14 protein-coding genes and 1 tRNA gene are annotated in these 19,575 nt (G+C 43.8%); 6 read left to right on the top strand and 9 right to left on the bottom strand.

The features are described 5' to 3' along the window. Positions 1–894: 894 nt before the first annotated feature. The 5 genes from G632_RS0112150 to fliY all read right to left on the bottom strand — a co-directional run bounded on the left by G632_RS0112150 (position 895) and on the right by fliY (position 7,876). A complete protein-coding gene (locus G632_RS0112150; protein WP_022769521.1) occupies positions 895–2,832 on the bottom strand; it encodes an ABC transporter ATP-binding protein in 1,938 nt (645 codons plus the stop codon). A 13-nt stretch (positions 2,833–2,845) separates the two neighbouring features. Next, positions 2,846–4,600 (bottom strand): ABC transporter ATP-binding protein, encoded by a 1,755-nt coding sequence (locus G632_RS0112145; protein WP_022769520.1) that lies wholly within the window; start codon positions 4,598–4,600, stop codon positions 2,846–2,848. Between the two features lie 36 nt (positions 4,601–4,636). Continuing rightward, positions 4,637–5,998 carry a GGDEF domain-containing protein gene (locus tag G632_RS0112140; protein WP_026519623.1) on the bottom strand — a complete coding sequence of 454 codons (1,362 nt, stop codon included), beginning with the start codon at positions 5,996–5,998 and terminating at the stop codon, positions 4,637–4,639. A gap of 127 nt (positions 5,999–6,125) precedes the next feature. Then, on the bottom strand, positions 6,126–7,262 hold the full coding sequence (locus tag G632_RS0112135; RefSeq protein WP_022769517.1) for a DUF4317 domain-containing protein: 1,137 nt from the start codon (positions 7,260–7,262) through the stop codon (positions 6,126–6,128). 8 nt (positions 7,263–7,270) lie between these two features. Further along, on the bottom strand, positions 7,271–7,876 hold the full coding sequence (gene fliY, locus G632_RS0112130) for a flagellar motor switch phosphatase FliY (protein ID WP_022769516.1): 606 nt from the start codon (positions 7,874–7,876) through the stop codon (positions 7,271–7,273). Positions 7,877–8,178: 302 nt separating this feature from the next. Here fliY and G632_RS0112125 point away from each other — a divergent pair, with 302 nt between their 5' ends. From G632_RS0112125 to ptsP, 5 genes are read left to right on the top strand one after another with little or no spacing between them, the layout of a single operon-like run. After that, positions 8,179–8,928: a DeoR/GlpR family DNA-binding transcription regulator gene (locus tag G632_RS0112125; protein WP_022769515.1), complete on the top strand. Its 750-nt coding sequence runs from the start codon at positions 8,179–8,181 to the stop codon at positions 8,926–8,928. A 14-nt stretch (positions 8,929–8,942) separates the two neighbouring features. After that, positions 8,943–9,848, top strand: a complete 906-nt coding sequence (gene pfkB, locus G632_RS0112120; protein ID WP_022769513.1) for a 1-phosphofructokinase — start codon at positions 8,943–8,945, stop codon at positions 9,846–9,848. 58 nt (positions 9,849–9,906) lie between these two features. Next, positions 9,907–11,847 carry a PTS fructose transporter subunit IIABC gene (locus tag G632_RS0112115; protein WP_022769512.1) on the top strand — a complete coding sequence of 647 codons (1,941 nt, stop codon included), beginning with the start codon at positions 9,907–9,909 and terminating at the stop codon, positions 11,845–11,847. Between the two features lie 53 nt (positions 11,848–11,900). Then, entirely contained in the window at positions 11,901–12,164 is a 264-nt protein-coding gene (locus G632_RS0112110) for an HPr family phosphocarrier protein (RefSeq protein ID WP_022769511.1), read from the top strand. Between the two features lies 1 nt (position 12,165). After that, entirely contained in the window at positions 12,166–13,872 is a 1,707-nt protein-coding gene (gene ptsP, locus G632_RS0112105) for a phosphoenolpyruvate--protein phosphotransferase (RefSeq protein ID WP_022769509.1), read from the top strand. A gap of 84 nt (positions 13,873–13,956) precedes the next feature. Here ptsP and gdhA read toward each other — a convergent pair whose 3' ends face one another. The 4 genes from gdhA to G632_RS0112085 form a co-directional block, all read right to left on the bottom strand. Further along, positions 13,957–15,291, bottom strand: coding sequence for an NADP-specific glutamate dehydrogenase (gdhA, locus tag G632_RS0112100; RefSeq protein ID WP_022769508.1), 1,335 nt, complete (start codon positions 15,289–15,291; stop codon positions 13,957–13,959). Between the two features lie 129 nt (positions 15,292–15,420). After that, positions 15,421–16,881 carry a cell wall hydrolase gene (locus G632_RS0112095; protein ID WP_022769506.1) on the bottom strand — a complete coding sequence of 487 codons (1,461 nt, stop codon included), beginning with the start codon at positions 16,879–16,881 and terminating at the stop codon, positions 15,421–15,423. After that, complete coding sequence (locus G632_RS19950; RefSeq protein ID WP_081647155.1) at positions 16,832–17,977, bottom strand: Gfo/Idh/MocA family protein; 1,146 nt, start codon at positions 17,975–17,977, stop codon at positions 16,832–16,834. The genes G632_RS0112095 and G632_RS19950 overlap by 50 nt, the downstream gene beginning before the upstream one ends. A gap of 45 nt (positions 17,978–18,022) precedes the next feature. After that, positions 18,023–19,357 carry an SH3 domain-containing protein gene (locus G632_RS0112085; protein WP_022769504.1) on the bottom strand — a complete coding sequence of 445 codons (1,335 nt, stop codon included), beginning with the start codon at positions 19,355–19,357 and terminating at the stop codon, positions 18,023–18,025. Positions 19,358–19,502: 145 nt separating this feature from the next. On the opposite strand from G632_RS0112085, the gene G632_RS0112080 reads away from it, so the two are divergent. Continuing rightward, positions 19,503–19,574, top strand: a tRNA-Arg gene (locus tag G632_RS0112080). Position 19,575: the final 1 nt, after the last annotated feature.

Raw genomic sequence — 19,575 nt, 5'->3', positions numbered from 1 at the left:
AATGCGTGCTGCGGTATTCCACGGTGCCATTGACATTCATTTGCTAAGGCATTTTTTGTCACTAAGCGGGTCATGAAGAAAAGCGAGTCCCAAAACTTTTTGTCTGCCGATTTTTCTATACCCTGCGATGAGTTTGCCTGATATATATAGAAAATAAATTTGCACAAAAACTTTGAATGCCTTTAATTCTATACCCCATGCTTACTTTTACTCATATATATAGAAATCTGCTCTGGCTCGCCAACGACTTTCCATACCCCAAGGCAACTTTTTAAGTTATATAGAGAAAAATCAAGAATCAAGCTTTTCGATTCTCTGCATTTTCCATACCCCAATCCAAGTTAGATTCACATATATAGAAAATCTCAGATTCAAAGATTTTCTACGCCCAGAACGTACTTTTCACAATATAGGTAGAAGGAATTTCCTGTAAAAAATTAAACACCTCTTTTTTTCTACGCCCAAGGACAACTTTTTTGGATATAAGTAGAAATAACCTCAGGGCATTCTACGCCCACAGGGTACTTTTGTACGTATAGGTAGAAAAATACCCCTTATGCAAATTCTCTCCCCTCGGCTTTCTACGCCCATGAGCTACTTATGACCGTATAGGTAGAAAAACTTTTTGATCCTCGACCATGTACTCTTTTTTCATATCCCGGCAGTTATAAGCTGGCTATCCGCCACAGATTATGGCAGACCATGCACCCCTTATGCAAGCCCCGCTTAGTGACCATGATGCACATAAGAAAACCGGAGTCAAAGGACAGTACGCTGGGTGCCGCTTTTTGGCGCCCGGGCAGCCTTTGGCTCCGGTTTTATTATGTGCTACAATCCCAGGCAGCGGGGCATAAATAACCTCTGCGAGGAGTCAACATAACCGTCCCCACTAACTTATGCTGTCTCGGATTTCATTCCGGTATAGAGCTGGTAATATTTCTGCTTCTTAGCAATAAGTTCATCATGTGTTCCCTGCTCTATTATGCGGCCGTGTTCAAGAACTATGATACAGTCTGAGTTCTTGACTGTGGAGAGCCTGTGAGCAATAACAAAGGTTGTTCTTCCGCTCATAAGCTTGTCCATACCATCCTGTACAATCTTCTCTGTTCTTGTATCGATGGAGGAAGTAGCTTCATCCAGGATAAGAACCGGAGGATCTGCGATAGCTGCTCTTGCAATTGCAAGGAGCTGTCTTTGGCCCTGGGAGAGGTTTGCACCGTCTCCTGTGAGCATTGTGTTGTACCCGTCAGGGAGCCTTTTAATGAAGCTGTGGGCATTGGCGAGCTTGGCTGCTGCCTTAACCTCTTCGTCTGTGGCATCGAGTTTGCCGTATCTTATGTTCTCCATAACAGTACCCGTAAAGAGGTGCGTATCCTGAAGAACTATTCCAAGAGACCTTCTAAGGTCTGCCTTCTTGATCTTGTTGATATTGATGTTATCGTATCTTATCTTACCGTCCTGAATGTCATAGAATCTGTTGATAAGATTGGTGATGGTGGTCTTGCCGGCACCGGTTGAACCTACAAAGGCAATCTTCTGTCCGGGCTTTGCATGAAGAACTATGTTGTGCAGAACCATCTTCTCATCTGTATATCCAAAGTCAACATCGTTAAAGGTAACATCACCTTCCATGGGCTGATAGGTTGTTGTGTTATCAGCTTTATGATAATGCTTCCAGGCCCAGTGTCCTGTGTGGTGATCGGCCTCTACGATCTCTCCGTCTTTTTCTTCAGAATTAACCAGCATTACATAGCCGTCGTCAGTCTCTCCCGGCTCATCAAGGAGCTTAAAGATTCTGTCTGCACCTGCCAGAGCCATGATGATTGAGTTAAACTGCATGCTGACCTGGTTGATGGGCATTGAAAAGCTCTTGTTAAAGGTAAGGAAGCTCGCCAGCATACCAACGGTAAACCCTACCGCCACGCTGTCTGAAAGGGCAATTGCAGCACCTATCATGGCGCAGAGCACGTAGCTGGTATTACCGAGCTGTGCGTTAATAGGTCCAAGGGCTCCGGAATATGCATTTGCCTTAAATGCACTCTCACAGAGCTTCTCGTTTAATTCATCAAACTTTTCGATTGCTTCTGACTCGTGGTTGAAGACCTTAACGACCTTCTGTCCTGTCATCATCTCTTCAATGAAACCGTTAAGCTCACCTATATTCTTCTGCTGAGCAACGAAGTTCTTACCCGAAGAAGCTGTCGCCTTAGCTGAGCAAAACAGCATGACTGCTACCATAAGAAGCGTAACAATGGTAAGCGGAATGCTGAGAACGATCATGGATGCCAGCACTGAAACAATGGTGATGGCACTGCTGAGGAGCTGAGGAATACTCTGGCTTATCATCTGCCTTAAGGCATCAATATCGTTTGTATAGATCGACATGATATCGCCGTGGGCATGTGTATCAAAATACTTGATAGGAAGAGATTCCATATGAACGAACAGCTCTTCTCTGAGCCTTCTAAGTGTTCCCTGGTTTATATAGATCATTACCTTTGCCTGAACAAAGGCTGCCAGGACACCAACTGCGTAGAATATCGCAACTCTTCCCATGGCTCCAAGTAAAGGGCCATAGTCTGTGCTGTGATTATCCAGCATCGGCTGAATGTAGGAATCGATCAGAGTCCTTGTAAAAAGAGTTCCCTGAACCGATGAAAATACTGTAAGCACTATGCAGACCACAATCGCCAGCATATGTATCGGATAAAATTTAAATACGTATCCCATAAGCCTTCCGAAGAGCTTACCGGGATTATCTATATTGGGCCTTGGCATTCCGCGTCTTGCTCCGCCGCCCGGGCCTCCTTTAATTTCTTTTGTCTCTGCCATGTTTTACCTCCAATTACTGCCCTGAAGCTGAATCAAAATCAGCATCTCCGCTTACTCCGGTCTGTGACTCGTAAACTTCTCTGTAGATCTCGTTAGTCTTAAGAAGTTCATCATGGCTTGCAAAGCCGTTGATCTTACCGTCATCCATAACGATTATACGGTCACAATCCTGAACTGAACTGATACGCTGAGCAATTATAAGCTTGGTAGTACCGGGGATCATCGTAGCAAATGCTTTTCTGATCTTGGCATCCGTAGCAGTATCTACGGCACTTGTTGAATCGTCCAGAATAAGTATGCGAGGCTTCTTTAAAAGAGCTCTTGCAATACAGAGTCTCTGTCTCTGTCCGCCTGATACGTTGGTTCCGCCCTGCTCTATAACTGTGTTATAGCCATCGGGCATCTTCTCAATAAACTCATCTGCACAGGCCATTTCACAAGCTCTTTTTGCATCTTCTTCAGTAGCATTCTTATCGCCCCACCTGAGGTTATCAAGAATAGTTCCGGAGAACAGGACATTCTTTTGCAGAACCACAGATACCTGGTCTCTGAGGACCTCCATATCGTAGTCCCTTACGTCCACTCCGCCGACCTTTACAGAGCCATCCGTAACATCATAGAGTCTGCTGATAAGGTTTATAAGAGATGACTTGGCTGAACCTGTTCCTCCGATGATACCTATCGTTTCACCGGACTTTATATCAAGAGTAATGTCTTTTAACACAGGTTCATCCGAGCTCTTATTGTATGAGAAATATACATGGTCAAAAGAGATGCTTCCGTCCGCAACTTCCATTACAGGATTCTCGGGATTTGTTAGATCGGCTTTCTCCTCGATAACCTCTGCAATACGCTTTCCGCTTGCCTCAGCCATGGTCATCATTACAAATATGATAGCCAGCATCATAAGGCTCATAAGGATACTCATGCAGTAGGTAAGAAGGCTCATAAGGCTTCCTGTCGAGAGGTTTCCGGCCACTATCATGTGTGCACCGAACCAGCTGATAAGAAGAATGCATACGTAAACGGTTCCTGTCATTAAAGGAGATACGTATACAACATTTCCTTCTGCCTTAACGAACATGTTGTAGATATTAAGGGCAGCTTTCTTAAATTTGGCGTTCTCATAGTCTTCCCTTACATAAGCCTTAACAACTCTGATGGCTGATACATTTTCCTGTACGCTCTCATTGAGTTCATCGTACTTTTCAAACACCTGCTTAAAGTATCTGGTAGCTCTTCTCATAAGAAGAACTGCAACAACAGCCAGGAATATTACTGCTCCCAGATATATTCTTGCAAGCTCAGGGCTGATGATAAAGCTCATGACCAGGGCAACTATCATAGATGCCGGTGCTCTCATAGCCATTCTGAGTGTAACCATATATGCATTTTGAATGTTGGAAACATCGGTGGTAAGTCTTGTTACAAGACCTGAAGTTGAGAATTTGTCGATGTTGGAAAAAGAAAAGGTCTGGATGTTATCAAACATGGCCTTTCTTAAGTTTTTGGCAAATCCGGTGGATGCCATGGAACCATAGTAAGCTCCTAAAAGTCCTGCCAGAAGTCCCAAAACAGCAATGACGATCATCTTTCCTCCGGTGGAAAAGATATATCCCATGTTGTTACCGTAGATACCCTTATCCACTATTCCCGCCATGAGAACAGGAATGATCATCTCACAGATTACTTCGCCGATCATACACAGCGGAGTGAGAATGGATGCAAGTTTGTACTGCTTAACCTGCGATAATAGTGTCTTTAACATTTATGTCTTCCCTTCTATAAGTAAATAACTATATTATCATACACCCGAAAGTTCTTTTATTGTAAGAGCAAATGTTTCATTAGGATCATCTGTCTTTAAAACGGCATCTGCACCGAACTCTTTTGCCAGCGAAATGGTGTCATCGTTACTTACAACAGCAAGGACAGGAATTGATCTGAAGAACTCCCTCTCCTTTATATATCTGATCGCAAGGCCTCCCATGAGGCTCTCATCATTTACTTCAACCACAACTATCTTAATATTGTTATGGTACTGGCTGATATATCCTATGGCTTCATCGTTGTCATTGCAGGGAAGAATATCGAATCTGTCTGACTCTTCCTTAAAAAGAATCAGTGCATTTTCTTCATCCAGTGATGTAAGGAAAACCATTACCGGCCTTGTAAACTTAGTATCCTTATCCACAACCCAGGAACTACATTTGTTTTTGCCGCCTATCTTGGACTTATAGAGGGCATCATCCGCCATTCTGAATACTTCGTCACGGCTGTGTCCGCCTTTATCTACGATAGCTCCGATACTTAAGGTAAATGGGCCCTTATCGTCGATGGTAAATTCATGGAGCATCATCTGAAGAGATTTGCACCTGAATTCAACAAGAGAAATCTCTTTCATGTTAGGCATAAATACAACGAACTCATCTCCGCCGAATCTTCCGATGATATCAGAGGGTCTAAAGCTCTTTAAAAGAAGGCCTCCCACATGCTCAAGGAGTATATCTCCGCCTCCGTGTCCTATTCCGTCATTGACCTGCTTAAAATCATCCACATCAAAGATGCACATTGCACAGGGAATGTTTTCTCTTCTGTGATTGAAGTAATTGTCTATCTCAGACACCAACGCTCCCTTGTTGAGAACATTGGTAAGCTTGTCCACCTTGCTGAATCTTCTGACTTCAGCCATGGCAAGTCCTTCCTTACTTCTTACACCAAGGATGATTCTCCCGATTATCAAAGAAAGGACATAGGCAGCTATGATCATGTACAGTTCATTTATAAACTGCGGGTATGCTTTTTTTTGGTATGAAATGACAGCATATATAACAACTGCGATAGTTTCTTCGATACCATACATAAAGAGCCTGTCAATGTAGATGACCGAATAGACCATTAGACACAAGGGCAGCCATAAAGCCGGCCTTGTAGTATAGGACAGATCTACAGCTATCAGACAGATCAGCATCAGAGCATAATAACAAAGGCATATAGCGCTTGCCATAGGGCCAACGATATCATTCCTTTTCCTTGTATATGAATTGATGAACATATACACAACAAGCACCGGAATAATCGCAATGTGCCCGGGATTCATTTTAAATCCGGGCACAATCATAAAGGCCAAAGCAATCATGCCCAGGTATACCAGAGAAGTGTACATACACACTCTGCGTAACATGAACAGATTACGTTTGTCTATCTCATCGCTGCAAATATCGAAATACTCTCTGATCTCGCAAATTTCAGCATTATTAACTTGTATAAAGTTAAAGAGGGTATGGATCATATCACTTGTTCATAAATGTTCTGACATTGATACCATTGACCTCAATATGATCATCCACTTCAATAACAAGACACTGTCTTCCGTCAACAATTCTTGACTCAACAAGGTCTGTTCTGTCGGGTTTAACCTTGATGACAACATCGGGGGTTTCAATGTCGAATTTCTTTGTATGAGCTATATTGCTTGCAAGCAGAGGATAGTCCTCATCTCCTGCACACTTTATATAGTTCTCGTCAAAATATCCCAGGCGCTCCTGAGATACACCACTGTCTGAAAGGAGCTGCTTCACATCATTTTTGGTAAGCTCTAAAGGCTCAGCATCCTCTGCGTGATCCTCGATCATCTGATTGAGGTTATCATGGACATTCTTCATTATGTCATAGTCGGCATCTTCACCTATGGTTTCCTGCACGACTGCATCAAAGATATCCTTCTGCTCGGGAGCTGATATCGGAGCTCTTCCGCCAAACATCGCCTCAACAAATTCAGGCTGAAGATCCTCAGGCTTTTTGGTGAAGTAAAGCATATTGTGAATATCTGTGTTTCTCTCTATAAATGCCGGGAAAAGGAATCCTTTCACCGGACCTTCAACGACCCAGTCTCTGTATCTTTCCTCTATCACGTTTTCGGATTCGTTATAGCCAAGACCTGCCTTTGAGCGCTTAACGGGACAGATACTGCAAAGGATGTAGTCATAAACATTGTCCGAGGCATCTTCCATCTCTATGCCGTCCCTTGTAATACCCGGAACATCATAGGCTGCATGAACGAGGATAATGTAGTAATTCTCACCGTTGACATAGTTGGCGATGATCTTGTCATAGCACTCATCAACCAGTTCGTCATCCTCAAGCTTTGAGTTTCTTAAGGTCAAAAGAAAGTCTTGAGTACCTCCAGGCATCTCCTGGTCAAGCGGAAACTCAAGACTTATTAGATTTTTGCCAAAGGTTCCTGTCAGAGTGTGCTGGAATATATCCAGATACTTGAAAGTCTCCTCCTCAGGCAGCTGGCCAAAGGCCTTCCTGAAGGTAAGCTTTTTATTCTTTTCATGGTCCACATAGCATCCGCAAATGTGGTCTATAGTACATCTCTCCTGTGTAAACTGTTTCTTGATCTCTAGTGTTTCTGCCTTATTCATTTGATACTTTATTTTCCTTTACTCATAAATTTGTTGCACATATCCACTGCGAAATCCACTGGATAAAGCTGGACCATAATGGAATCGATAAGATTTCCTATGGTCATCCTAAATGCTATTTTAACAAATTTATCGTAAGTAGTATCAAACATTTTTTCAAAAACTTTAATACTCTCTACATCTATCTGATTAACAATAGGTGTACTGATATCAGTAGCAACTCCCAGCATAGATGAAAGGCTGGTTGCAGAGGTTCCCATCATCTGGTTCATAGCTTCAGACGCTGCGGAAAGATGAAGGTCTGTAATATCACCTGATGTATTTGTGCCGTCTCCGCCCATCATAAGGTCGGTCATAACCTTTACATCATGCTCCTTAAGGACAAGCACATTGTTGCCCTGAAGTCCCTTTACATAATGAATCTGAACAAAAATGCATGTCTTTTCATAGTCATCGAGAGCTTCGCTCCTCTTAATGACCTTAACATTGGGAGTAGTGATGTCTACCTTTCTATTGACCATCATACTAAGGGTTGTTGCTGAGTTACCCATACTGATATTTGCAATCTCACCGAGAATATCAATCTGTTCATTGTTCAGCATAAAATCTTCCAAAGTCAGTCACCTCCAATATGTCTTTTGTACAGAATCCTCTTCTATTTTAGTTTATTTGGGGAGCTTTTGTAAAGGCAGATATACGGTTATAAGAAAAGCTTTATGCTTTTTTTAGAATATACTGTGCTTTCGGGAGTGATCATTTGATGCTTTTTTGTTGATTGATTTTTATCATTTTATATTAATTTGTGATTATTTAATAAAAAGCTCATTGATTATTTGTGATTTATTTTGATTGAATTTGATTTTTTAAAGTGCTATCCTCAATCTATAAGATAGCTGACTTTTGTTTGGAGGGTTATATGCTCACTCAGGAACGCAGAGATCTGATTGTTTCATATATAAACGAAAAAAACGCCGTCACGGTAAACGAGCTCATGGAAGAGTTTGATGCTTCGGCAGCCACCATCAGAAGAGACTTATCCGTCCTTCACGATGAGCGAAAGATCTTAAAGGTCTTCGGTGGTGCCACATCTCTTTCAGCAAGTGATGTAATCACACTCGAGCCCACAGTATCAGCCAAGGCCACATTAAATGTCGAGGAGAAAGACCTCATAAGTAAGTATGCAGCTTCGCTGATAAATGATGACGACTTCGTTTACATTGACTCAGGTACCACCACCCTGGAGATGATCAAGTATATAGACAACACCAAGGCAAAATACATCACCAACGGTATTGTCCATGCCAAAAAGCTCCTTGAGAAGAACCTGAACACCATGATAATCGGCGGAAGATGCAAGGCAGCCACTGAGGCTATCATCGGCCCAGACTGTATCGAAGGCATCAGGAAGTATCACTTCACAAAAGCCTTCATGGGAACCAACGGAATCTCCATAAATGCAGGCTACACCACCCCGGACGTGGATGAAGCTCTTGTAAAAGAGGAAGCGGTAAAGCACGCTTATATCTCCTACATCCTTGCTGATCACAGCAAGTTTGGACAGATAAGTTCAGTTACTTTTGCAGACATTTCCAGTTGCTGCATTATCACCGACAAAGAAGTCGGCAAGAACTACCACAGTAAGACCATTATCAAGGTAGTTGAATAAAAAGGGAGGCACAAATGATTTATACGGTTACATTTAATCCTGCCATTGATTACATCGTAAGAATGAGCGACAAACTCCTTCCGGGGATGACCAATCGTTCAGATTCCGAAGACTGTTACTTTGGTGGCAAAGGCATTAATGTCTCAACAATTCTTAAAAACCTCGGTCTTGAGAGCACTGCTCTTGGATTCACTGCAGGCTTTACCGGTAAGGCTATTGAGGAAAGCGTTATCGGAAAAGGTATCATCGCAGATTTCATCCAGCTGGATGAAGGAATCTCCAGGATCAATGTAAAGATCAAGGGCGAAGCCGAAACAGAGATAAATGCTCAGGGGCCCAAGATTCCTGAAGATGCCAGGAAAAAGCTCTTTGACAAGGTCGCTGCTCTTAAAGACGGCGACATGATCATTCTGGCCGGCAGCATTCCGAATTCTCTTCCAAACGATGTCTATGAAAAGCTCATCGCTCTGGTTGCAGATAAAAAAGTTGATGTCGTTGTGGATGCGACAAAGGATCTTTTAAAGAATGTCCTTAAATATCATCCATTCTTAATAAAGCCAAATAATCACGAGCTTGGTGAGATGTTTGGCACAGTGCTTAAGACTGATGACGAGATTGAATTCTATGCCAAAAAGCTCCAGGAGCTTGGTGCAAGGAACGTACTTATCTCAATGGCAGGCGACGGAGCAATGCTCATAGCCGAGACCGGAGAAAAGTTCCGCATCGGAGTTCCAAAGGGCAAGGTTAAAAATTCCGTTGGCGCAGGAGATTCAATGGTAGCAGGCTTCATCGCAGGATACTTTAAGAATAAGAGTTATGAAGAAGCTCTTAAGATGGGTACTGCAGCAGGATCAGCTACTGCTTTCTCAGACGATCTCGCCACAGGAGAAGCAATTCTCGAGCTTTATAAAAATCTTTAAAGAGGAATAGATTTTGTAAAGGGGATACTATGACGGCAAAAAGCCAAAAGGAGGGTCTATGAAAATCACAGATTTACTAAGAAAGGATGGCATTGCGCTCGGCGTAGATGCCGCTGACCAGAATGCAGCAATCGACAAGCTCATCGAGCTCCATTCAAAGGTTGGTAACTTAAAGGATGCGGAGGAGTTTAAGAAAGCAATCCTCGCAAGAGAAGAAAAGGGTTCAACAGCAGTTGGCATGGGAATCGCAGTTCCTCACGGAAAGTCAGCAGCTGTAGCAACAGCAGGCGTTACTGCCATGACAATTCCTGCTGGAATTGATTACAAGTCACTTGACGGAAACCCAAGTAAGCTCTTCTTTATGATAGCTGCACCTGATACAGCAGCAGACACACATCTTGAAGTGCTCTCAAAGCTGATGACACTTCTCATGGATCAGAGTTTTTCACAAAAGCTCATCGATGCTAAAACAGCTGATGAATTCCTTGCTATAATTGATAGTAAGGAAGCTGCAAAGGATGCTGAAGAAGCTCAGAAGAAAGCAGCCGCTGCTGCTCCTGCTGCTCCTGCTGCTCCTTCAATTAGAAAGCTCGTCGGTGTTACAGCATGTCCTACTGGAATCGCTCACACCTTCATGGCAGCTGAGGCTCTTGAGCTCAAGGCTAAAGAGATGGGCATTGACATCAAGGTAGAAAAAGACGGTTCAGGCGGAGCAAAGGATGTCCTTACAGCAGCAGAAATCGCTGATGCTGATGCTGTTATCGTAGCAGCTGACAAGAACATCGAAATGGGAAGATTCGATGGTAAGAAGGTTATCATCGCTTCTACCAAAGAAGCTATCCACGGTCCTGAAGATCTCATCAAGAAGGCTCAGACAGGTGACGTAGCTGTTTACCATCACACAGGCGCAGTTACAAAGTCAGAGACAACATCAAATGAGAGTGCAGGAAGAAAAGCATACAAACACCTTATGAACGGTGTATCACATATGCTTCCATTCGTTATCGGTGGCGGTATCCTTATTGCTATCGCATTCCTTTTGGATGACTACTCAATCGATCCAAGTAACTTTGGTTCAAACACACCTGTAGCTGCATGGTTTAAGTCAATCGGCGGCGCTGCATTCGGATTCATGCTTCCTATTCTTGCAGGCTTTATTGCACAGAGTATTGCTGACCGTCCAGGTCTTGCAGTTGGTTTCGTAGGTGGTTATCTTGCATCAACCGGTGCTACATTCGCTTCTCCCGGAGGCGACGTTCCTTCAGCTTTCCTTGGTGCTCTTGTAGCAGGTTTTGTAGGTGGTTACATTGTTCTTGGTCTTCGCAAGGTATGTGAGGTTCTTCCTCCTGCTCTTGAGGGAATCAAGCCTGTACTTATCTATCCGCTCATCGGAACACTTCTTATCGGTCTTGTTATGTGCCTCATCAATCCTGTTGTTGGTGCACTTAACGCTTGGATCTCAGGTGTTCTTACAGGAATGTCAAACGGATCAATCATCATCCTTGGTGCACTCCTTGGAGCAATGATGGCAACAGACATGGGTGGCCCTCTCAACAAGGCTGCTTACGCATTCGGTCTTGCTTCACTTGCTAACCAGAACGAGACAGGTTACATGATCATGGCAGCAATCATGGTAGGCGGAATGGTTCCTCCTATTGCCATCGCTCTTGCAACCATCTTCTTTAAGAAGAAATTTACTGCAGCTGAGAGAAAGTCCGGCCCTGTTAACTTCATTATGGGTCTCTCATTCATCACAGAGGGTGCTATCCCTTACGCAGCAGCTGATCCTCTCCATGTAATTCCTTCACTTCTTGTTGGATCAGGAGTTGCAGGTGCTCTCTCAATGGCCTTCAAGTGCACACTTATGGCACCTCACGGCGGAATCTTCGTATTCCCTGTAGTAGGAAACGTTGCAATGTACCTGGTAGCTCTTTTAGTAGGATCTGCAGTTGGATGTCTTCTTCTTGGTATTCTTAAAAAGAATGCTCAGGAAGCATAAAATAAACTAACAGCTTTATTATTGTCTGATTAACAGAAAGGAAAAAACAGATTATGGTATCACAGAAAATCACAGTAACAAACGAACAGGGAATGCACATGCGTCCGGCAAGTGTCTTTTCACAGGCTATGACTCCCTTTGCAAGTGATGTAAAGGTTGTCTTTAACGGAACAGCTTATGATGCAAAGAGCGTTATGATGCTTATGAGCGCTTGCATCAAGTGCGGCGCTGAGATCGAGATCCAGTGCGACGGCGCTGACGAACAGGATGCACTTAAGAAAGCTATTGAACTTGTTGAGAGTGGATTAGGAGACTGATATGTACAACGGAATCGCCGCATCCCGCGGAATCGGAATCGGCAGCATCTGTGTTATTACTGAGCACGAGCTCAAGTATGATGCTGTCAAAGTAGAAGACACAGAAAGCGAAAAAGCGCGCTTTGACAAAGCTGTTGAGCAGTTCAAAAAAGAAACCGCTGAAATGGCTGAGGATATCAGAAAGCGCATCGGTCCCAAAGAGGCTGAGATCCTTGAGGGACACCTTGTAATGATGTCTGACCCCTCCATGTCCGGAGAAATGGGTAAGATGATCGCCGCAGGTCAGTGCGCAGAGTCTGCTGTAGAAGCTGTCTGCGACATGTTCATCGGAATGTTCTCCAAAATGGATGATGACATGATGCGTCAGAGAGCTTCAGATATCAGCGATATCAAGGTCAGCCTTCTCAAGATCCTTCTTGGGATTGAAGACATTGATATCAGCAAGGTTGCACCGGGAACTATCCTGGTTGCAAGAGACCTGACTCCTTCCATGACTTCACAGATAGTCAAGGAAAACGTAGCAGGTATCATAACAGAGGTTGGAGGCAAGACCTCCCACTCCGCTATCCTTGCAAGGGCTCTGGAAATTCCCGCAGTACTCTCCGTCCCTGACATTACAACCCTTGTAAAAGACAAGGACACTGCTATTGTAGACGGAACAGAAGGAAATGTTTACATCAATCCCGAGGGAGACATTCTTTCACAGTACATCATTAAGCGAGAGGATTACATCAAGAAACAGGCTGAGCTCAAGGGCTTCCTTGGAAAAGAGACTGTGACTGCAGACGGAATAAATCTCGAACTTTTCTGCAACATCGGAACTCCAAAAGATGCCAAGAAGGCTGTTGAATGTGACGGTGAAGGTGTAGGTCTTTTCCGCTCAGAGTTCCTGTTCATGGACAACACCAAGATGCCCACAGAGGACGAGCAGTTTGCAGCTTATAAAGAAGCAGCTGAGACTCTTGGTGGCAAGCCTGTGATAATCAGAACTCTCGACGTTGGAGGAGACAAGGATATTCCTTACCTCAACATCAAGAAGGAAGAGAATCCTTTCCTCGGATACAGAGCTGTTAGGTACTGTCTCGGAAACAGAGACAACTACATGATCCAGCTTCGTGCTATTGTGAGAGCCAGCGCTTTCGGTAAGGTTAAGATCATGGTTCCTCTCGTAACCTGCGTAGAAGAAATCCGTGCAGTAAAAGAGATGGTTGCCGAGATCAAGAAAGACTTCGATGCAAACGGTATAGCCTATGACAAGGATATTGAAGTAGGCTGCATGGTAGAGACTGCTTCTGCTTCTCTTATTGCTGACCTTCTTGCAAAAGAGTCGGACTTCTTCTCAATCGGTACCAATGACTTGACACAGTACACCATGAGCGTTGACAGAGGAAATGCAGATGTTGCATATCTCTACTCAACCTTCCAGCCATCGGTTCTTCGCTCCATCAAGCACATAATAGAGTGCGGTGTTGAAGCGGGAATACCTGTTGGAATGTGCGGAGAAGCAGCTGCAGATCCGCTTATGATACCTCTTCTCATCTCCTTTGGTCTTACTGAGTTTTCAGTAAATCCTGTTCTTGTTCTTACAGCGAGATGTATCATCTCCAAGTGGACCAAGCAGGAAGCTGACGATCTTGCAGCCAAGGTTATGGCTCTTGATACAGAAGGTGAGATACAAAAGTTATTAAAAGAATCTGCTAAAGAATAATAAAGCAATAAATAAAAAATCCTCCGGTAAGCAATTACCGGAGGATTTATTATTGTCGGTTAAATCAAATTGGAGGGTTATTTATTAAACAATACCCTGAGCCTTCATAGCTTCAGCAACCTTAAGGAAGCCTGCAATGTTAGCACCTGCAACGTAGTTGCCTTCCATGCCATACTTTCTTGCAGCGTCATCAATGTTGTGATAGATGTTAACCATGATCTGCTTAAGCTTAGCATCAACCTCTTCGAAGGTCCATGAAAGTCTCTCGCTGTTCTGGCTCATCTCAAGAGCTGATGTTGCAACACCACCGGCATTTGAAGCCTTACCACAAACAAAGAGAACCTTGTTGCTCTGGAGGTACTCTGTAGCCTCGATAGATGTAGGCATGTTAGCACCCTCACATACAGCCTGAACGCCGTTAGCAACCAGCTGCTTAGCATCGTCAAGAAGGAGCTCGTTCTGAGTTGCGCAAGGAAGAGCAACGTCACACTTAACTGACCAAACACCCTTGCCCTCGTGGTACTCTGCTGAGCTTCTTGCAGCTGCATACTCTGTAAGTCTTGCTCTCTTAACTTCCTTAACTTCCTTAAGAAGAGCTACATCGATTCCTTCAGGATCATAGATCCAGCCTGTTGAATCTGAACATGTAACAACCTTAGCACCGAGCTGCTGAGCCTTCTCGATAGCGTAGATAGCAACATTTCCTGCACCTGATACAACTACTGTCTTGCCCTTGATGTCAGAGCCGTTGCACTTAAGAAGCTCCTCTGTAAGGTAAAGAAGGCCGTATCCTGTAGCCTGTGTACGAGCAAGTGATCCGCCGTATGTAAGTCCCTTACCTGTAAGAACACCCTCGTATGTATCTCTGATTCTCTTGTACTGTCCGTACATAAAGCCGATCTCACGTCCGCCTACACCGATATCTCCGGCAGGTACGTCTGTGTCAGCACCGATATGTCTGAAAAGCTCTGTCATAAAGCTCTGGCAGAATGCCATTACTTCTCTGTCAGACTTGCCCTTAGGATCGAAGTCAGATCCACCCTTACCACCGCCGATTGGAAGGCTTGTAAGTGAGTTCTTGAAAATCTGCTCAAAGCCAAGGAACTTGATGATACCAAGGTTTACTGAAGGATGGAAACGAAGTCCTCCCTTGTAAGGTCCGATTGCTGAATTGAACTGGATACGGAAACCGTTGTTAACCTGTACCTGTCCCTTGTCATCAACCCAAGGTACTCTGAAAAGAATCTGTCTCTCAGGAGTTACAAGTCTCTCAAGGAGAGCGTCCTTACGATACTCCTCTTCATTAGCCTCAATAACAACACGAAGTGACTCAAGCACTTCCTTAACTGCCTGATGGAACTCAGGCTGAGCCGGGTTTTTCTCTACAACGTAGTTGTAGACTTCATCTACGTATGACATAGCTTTACTTCCTCCTATATTTCGTTAGCATCAATAATTGTATACAATTATACACTTTGATAGTTTAAAGCGCAAGAGTTTTTTATAAATATACCCCATTACAGTTTTTATGCTGTAATGGGGCTTAATTTATCCTCCGTCTCCGGAACTTTCTTCACTGTTTTCTCCGCCATCCTCACTGTTTTCACTGCTCTCACCGCTATCGTCGCCACCTTCTGAGGACTCGGAATTTTCTTCCTGGTTTTCTGTATTTTCTGTATTTTCACCGCCGCCATTGTCTTGATTTTCCTCAGGTGGTGCAGGGTCTTCCTGTGGAGTTTCCTCTGCAGGCGGATCGTAGGTCTCCCAGCGATAAAAGAAGGCATGGTGACCTATCATTGTATAGTTCTTTATTCTGTAATAATCGGCCCAATATTGAGTCATAAAGAAAAGGTAGTCTCCGATACGGGCACCGGCCAAAACTTCCTGTGCTGCCCTTATACAGGTGGAATTTGGGCCATTTGCAATGATGAACTCAACCTTTCCCGATCTGTAGGGTGCAAACTGCATAGGCTGCGTAATAACGCCTATGACTGTATTTGGGAAAGCCGAACTCTTTACCCTGTTCATGATAACTGAGCCTACGCCGAGTTTACCTGTATAGGATTCACCATCCGACTCGGCCTGTATGGTAGCTGCCAGCCAGATAAGCTCCTGTTCACTGGCATCATAGGAACCACCCAGGTTTTCCTTTGAAAGAGCAAGGCGCTCTGCCAATTGCTGAGCCAGCTTTGCCTGAGCTGCTGCTGTCTGAGCTTCGAGATCTTTCATTTTCTTATCAAGCTCTTTTAGCTGATCTTCATAACTTGAAAGCTTGTTCTTCTCACTCGAAAGCGAATTCTTGGTTGAAGAGAGCTGCCCCTTTACTTCATCAGTGAGGTTTGACAGTTCTGTGTGCTTCTCATCAAGCTGTTCCTGATAAGCATCCAGCTCTGCTTCCTTTTCCTCAACAACTCTTTTCTGCTCCTCGATCTGAGCCTGAAGTCCCTGATATTCAGCTATTTTTGTGCGATCATATCTGACAATTGCATTTAGATACTCAAACTTGGTCAGAAGTTCACCAATAGATCCGGATTCAAGTAGAACACGGATAAGTCCTGATGAGCCTCCACTCTCGTAGGTAGACTGCAGACGTTTTTTGAGAAGTGCATATCTGTCTGCTTCCTGCTTCTGAGCCTCTGCAAGCTCATTATTCAGGCATACTATCTCAGCAGAGACTACGGCCATTGCCGCCTCAGCCTCGTCAATTTCGCTGTTAAGCGTTTCTAACTTACTGGAATAGCCATTTATGGTGCTCTGAAGAGAGCTCTTCTGGCTTTCCAGATTGCTTACGCTTTGCTGTGTTTGCTCTTTTTGACCTTCAAGGGCACTGATTGCTTCCTTTGTTTCCTTGGTCTGTTTCTGAAGATTGGAGATGGCCGCCTGTGTCTCGGCCTCCCTCTCCCTCATCTCAGAAATAGCATCATCAGTTTCATCTGCGAAACTGACGAAAGAAAACTGATTAAACGTCAGTGCCAGAAGTATCATCCCCAGAATTAACTTCTTCTTCATACTCTCCCTGCTCCACTGCTTCTGAAATTTCTTCAGAAGCCTCAGCCTCTGTTTCCGGTATAGTTTCAATTACCTCTACAGATTCATCAGTAGTCTCTGCGGGTGTTTCTATAGCTTCACTATTATCATCTTCACCCGGGAATACGATGTGATTGTTATTCCTGATAAAGTCCATCATGTTAAGAATCTTCAAAGTCTCGGCATGAGGAATATCCGGGCATTCAAGCCATCCTTCTCCGATAGCCTTAACACAGGCTTCGATCTCATACTCATAGCCGGTCTTCTGCTTGGGTCTCTTGTAATAGGCAGTCTTGTTGTAGTTGTTGTCATATACAGCAATAGCCTCAGGATTGTTGATGTTCTCAACTACGATGAAGCCCTTGCTTCCGTAGATGACACCGTTTCTGTCTCCCGTTGAAAGAACTGTGGCATTTAAAACAGCCATCTTTCCATCAGCATATCTGAGTGTGATGCTGTCCTGCATATCCATTCCGAGATTGTTAAAGGTACATATTGATGCAATGTCTTTTACATCATTTCCGAATACCATGGATGCAAAATGAAGGCAATAAACACCAAGATCCAAAAGAGCTCCCCCACCGAGCTCAGGCTTTTGAATCCTCTCTTTATAAGCGATATTGTAACTGAGATTAGCTGTGAGCATAGTGGGCTCACCGATGACATTGCTGGCAAGGATCTCCATGAGTTTGGTCCTCATGGGCATATATCTTGTCCAGATAGCTTCTGTGACAAGAACCTTTTCCTCCTCAGCAAATTCAAAGATCTTTTTTGCCTGCTTTTCATTGAGCATGAAAGCTTTTTCGCAGATAACGTTTCTGCCTGCGGAAATAGCAAGCTTAACATTCTCATAATGCTCCGAATGCGGAGTTGCAACATAGATTAGATCGACTTTTGGATCTGCAACAAGCTCCGCATAAGAACCATAGGCCTTTTTAAAGCCATAGTCCCTGGCAAATTTCTCGGCATTTTCTAATGTTCGTGATCCAACTGCATAACACGTAACACCTTTGGTTTCCTTTAGTGTCTCTGCCATTGTTCCGGCAATCTTGCCGGTTCCCATGATAGCAACTTTCAAACGTCCAAACATAGATGTTACCTCCTTGGAAGGAATATGTATTTATCAGTCTTTGAGGAACTCGGATTTAACGTATCCTGTCTTATTATTATACTCTATTTTAGCCCATCCGCTGGCATATTGCTCAATAACATTTACAGTGGAACCGGCATAAATTGTTGTAATAGCCTCACTGTCAGTGCTCTGTCCCTTACGGAACTTAACAGAATCCGTAACTGTCATCTTACCTGTCTTGGCAGATGAAACACTGGTTGAACTCTCCGTTGAAGCAGATGAAGAAGCAGCAGCTGATGAATCCGTTGATGCTGAAGAAGCAGCTGCAGCTGATGCATTGTCAGCCTCTTCTGTATTCTCTTCGCCATTATCAACTACTGTCGTCTCCTCAGAAACAACCTCGAAGAACTCAGTCTTTACATAAGCTTCCTTGCCCTTATACTCAACCTTACTCCATCCGTTCGCAAGAGCTTCCAGCTCTTTAAACTCCTGGCCCTGTGTAGTCTTATCCAAAATATCCGCAGTCTCTGAATCGGAGCTTCTGATATTGATAACATCTGTAGCCTTGATGATCCTTGTGGTAATGGTTGTCTTGCCTGGTTCTGTCTCTTCTTCCGAAGCTTCCTCTGCAGCATTATCCTCGGGAGTTGTAGCCTCTGATGTAGCAAGAGCTTCTCCTACGGAAACCTGAACTCCTGAACGCATCTTGGTAAGAAGCTCTGCAAGAGCCTCATCGCCGCTGACCATCTCGTTATAGCTTGAAGCAACCTTGTTATTAAGGTCGATAACATCTGCCTGTACACTTATCTGCTTAATGTAATCAAGTTCACCTGCATCGGCAATATCACCGTTGATGTAGAGATTTCCGCTCTCATCTGTGCAGATGTACAAAGTCTCAAGACCGGGTACCTTGCCCTCATAATCAAAGAGCTTAACCTCATTGTATACGTAAGCAACATAGCTTCCCTCAACAGGACCGGGCTTGGTATATACTGTTATGTTATCGATTTTCTCAATATACTCTGAAGTAGCAACAGCCTTTAGGATCTCTGTCTCATCAAGTCCCTTGTATATCTCTTTAAGAGCATCTGCATCTCCTGCAGCGGAAGCCTCATAGTATTTCTCAACCAGGGCATTAACTTCGGGATGAGCATTCTCTTCCATTGCAGCTTCTGTTACTTCAAAGGTAGTAGATTCTGCCTCAGCAGCAGTGTTTGCTGCGATCTCTGTCGCTCTGTGATTGGCACTTACTGCGATCACTACTGTGATGATCACTGCAATAACTAAAATAGCCGGCATCAGGAATTTCTTATTATCACCAAGGATAGCAAATATATCCTTCTTTTCATTTCTCCAATTTGTTACACTATTCTTCTTTTTTCTCATAAAATAAAACCTCGAAATTTTGGTTTGGCACAAACCACCAAAATGATTTTAATGGTAAACCCAGGTCAAGTCAAGTTTGAAGGCCTTGGTACACCAATTGGCACTAGTGACGCGTCACCATTTGTGTGGTATCATAATCTATGTTGCACCCGTAGTCTAATGGATAAAACGTAGGCCTCCGACGCCTTTGTTGCTGGTTCGAGTCCAGTCGGGTGCAT

This window comes from Butyrivibrio sp. NC2007 (assembly GCF_000421405.1).
Lineage (GTDB): Bacteria > Bacillota > Clostridia > Lachnospirales > Lachnospiraceae > Butyrivibrio.
This window is presented reverse-complemented; position numbering and strand designations above follow the sequence as displayed.